Below are 2,701 nucleotides of genomic sequence, written 5' to 3'. Positions count from 1 at the left end.
GAATGTTATTGCTCTACGAATTTCTATATCACGCCACATCCCGACTCGTTCACTACTCACCCAACACTTTGTTAAGAATGGCCTGGTTTGACCCTAAGGTGCATGTAAGTAAGTGTGATCCCGCGGCTCTAGATAAGTATTACCAACAATTCGTTATATTTTACAGCGCACATCTTCTTTCTACATTTGTCGCTCGATTTTCCAGTAAAATTAATTTGGGTGAGAGTTTAACTAAGGCTATCGATAAAAACCTAGAGAAAGCAAATAGTAATCCACGGTGGCCAGAGTTGGTCACTTTCGAAGAGCTCAATGCCGAGAATCCTTGGGAAAACGATAAGACTATGAGGCAAATGTCATTTTGGAATATTTTAATTGAAGATCCAGGGATGGTGTTTAAAGCCAAATGCTAACAAGGCGCTGTTGTCGGACTGGTTTTCCGCTACGCTCCAAACCAGCCGCAAAGCACAGCGTTGAGCGACAGCTTTCCTGTTTGACCACCGACCGCTCATGGCCGACACCCGTCCGTCGCTCATTCACGCACGACATCGACCGCCGCTGATTGCGCAAATGAGCTTTAAACCGCTTGCGGAATAATGAAGCTTTCACCCGTTCATGAATGAATGGCGATCCGCAGCCGGGACACCAGTCAGGTCCGCCTTGCGTGAGATCTCGCGAGATGCGATGGGGAAAGGCGACGGGCGCGCGTGTCAGCCCATCCGGTTCGGCGGCACGATCCCCGCCCGCTTCATGCGGCGATAAAGCGTCATGCGGGCCAGGCCGAATTGCCGCGCCACCGCGCTCACGTTCCAGTGCGCCGCGCGCAGCGCTTGCAGCAGCGCGTCGGGGTCGCTTTGCAAGCTGTCTTCTTGCCCAGATGTTGTGCTGCGCGCGGGCAGGCGGCTTGCTTGCAGCTCGGGCAGGTCGTCCAGGTCTATGGGGCCTTCGGTGCAGATGCTCGCCGCGTAATCCAGCACGTTGCGCAACTCGCGCAGGTTGCCCGGCCAGGCGTGGGCCAGCAGGCGCTGGAACGCCGCCGGGGTGAGCGAGCGGTTGCCGAGCAGCCGCGTGATCATGGCGCCGAGGTCGCTGCGCTCGCGCAGCGGCGGCAGCTCGATGTGGGCGCCCTTGAGGCGGTAATACAGGTCGTCGCGGAAGCGTCCGGCCATCACCAGCGATTCCAGCGGCGCGTGGGTGGCGGCGATCACGCGGATGTCCACCGGCTGTGGCCGGGTGGCGCCCACCGGCAGCACCTCGCGCTCGGACAACACGCGCAGCAAGCGCGCCTGCAGGGTCAGCGGCATGTCGCCGATTTCGTCCAGGAACAAGGTGCCGCCATCGGCCTCGGCGATCAGGCCGCGTTTGCCTTTGGGCGAAGCGCCCGAGAAGCTGCCCGGCAAGTGGCCGAAGAGTTCGCTTTCGATCAGGTTTTCCGGAATGGCGGCGCAGTTCACGGCCACAAAGGGGCGGCTGCGCCGCTCGCTGCTTTTGTGCACGGCCTTGGCGAAATACTCTTTGCCCGAACCGGTTTCGCCGGTGATGAGCAGGCCAATGGGGGTGTTCACCAGCCGGGCCACGCGCTCCACCTGCCGGTCCAGCGCGGCGTCGCCCGCCGACAAGGCCGCCAACGGCGCGGGCACCGTGCGCGCACTGTGCGCGGCTACCGCCTGGCGCAAAGGCGGCGGTGTGGCCGACAGAAACAACAAGCGCCGTTCGCCCGCCAGCGTCACCGCGCGCTGGTCAGAAGGCTGCGCCAGCACGAAGCGGCCAATCTGGTTGAACGGCACTTCAAACAAAGATTCAAACGGCGTGCCCAGCAAGGGTTGCGGCTGGGCCTGCAGCGCCAGTTGCGCGCGCCGGTTGTGGCCGACCACGCGGCCGGCGTTGTCCAGCGCCAGCAGGTAGTCGGGCTGCACATCGAGAAACTGCGGCGTGGCCGAGAGGCGCAACACCCAGTCGTGCCGGTGGCGGTGCAGAAAGGCGGCGTTTTCAATGTCGTGCGCGACCATCTTCACCAGCTGCAAGGCCAGATGCTGGCTGGACTTGGGCTGGCTGGAGCTGAGTTGCGAAATGTCGAGCACCGCGCTCAGCTGCCCTGCGCTGTCGTACACCGGCGCGGTGGTGCAGGTGAGCGGAATGTGGGTGGCGTCGAAGTGGTCGTCCAGGTGCACCGTGAGCGCTTCGCCGGTGCTGATGCAGGTGCCCACGCCGCAGGTGCCGGCGTTGATCTCGCTCCAGTCCGCGCCCAGGTAGAGGCCCGCCTTGCGCAGGCTGGGTTCAAACACAAGGTCGCCGAGAAAGTCCACCGTGACCCCGCGCGCGTCGGTCAGCAGCACCACATAACCCAGCCCGGCCACCTTGTTGTAGAGCTCCTCCAGACCATGGCGCGCGATCTGCAGCAGCGCCTCCATTTCGTCCTGGTGCTCGCGCAAGCGCGCCTGCGGCAGGATGATGGCCTCTTGCATGCGGGTGGGGTCGAGCCCGTGCTGGTGCACGCAGCGGTGCCACGAATCGCGAATCACCTGCTCGTGCGCAGCCGCGGCCAGCGCGCCCGCGCCATCGCTGGCCACTTGCATCACGGTTGCGATGTGCTGGTGTTGAAGGGTGGACATGGGCGGCTCCTGCGCAAGCGAAACGGACAGGCTTGCACCATGGTGCGGCGCAGTGGCGGTGTCAATCAAGGGTTTTCCCTTGTCGATCGGGT

General features: G+C 62.6%; 2 protein-coding genes. One reads left to right on the top strand and one right to left on the bottom strand.

Annotation, left to right across the window (positions count from 1 at the left end):
* Positions 1-410 (top strand): hypothetical protein (locus tag ABYB95_RS20935; protein WP_372661450.1); only part of this gene is annotated, 410 nt, incomplete at its 5' end.
* A 297-nt stretch (positions 411-707) separates the two neighbouring features.
* Here the strand turns inward: ABYB95_RS20935 and ABYB95_RS20930 are convergent.
* Positions 708-2,609 (bottom strand): sigma-54-dependent Fis family transcriptional regulator, encoded by a 1,902-nt coding sequence (locus ABYB95_RS20930; protein ID WP_372661447.1) that lies wholly within the window; start codon positions 2,607-2,609, stop codon positions 708-710.
* Positions 2,610-2,701 lie beyond the last annotated feature (92 nt).

The organism is Hydrogenophaga sp. (genome assembly GCF_041633695.1).
Classification (GTDB): Bacteria; Pseudomonadota; Gammaproteobacteria; order Burkholderiales; family Burkholderiaceae_C; genus Hydrogenophaga.
The sequence above is the reverse complement of the archived record's forward strand: the minus strand, read 5'-3'. Positions and strand labels throughout refer to the sequence as shown.

Coding starts and splice junctions, on each gene's coding strand:
- ABYB95_RS20930 (WP_372661447.1), bottom strand. CDS start 2,609: ATGTCCACCCTTCAACACCAGCACATCGCAACCGTGATGCAAGTGGCC.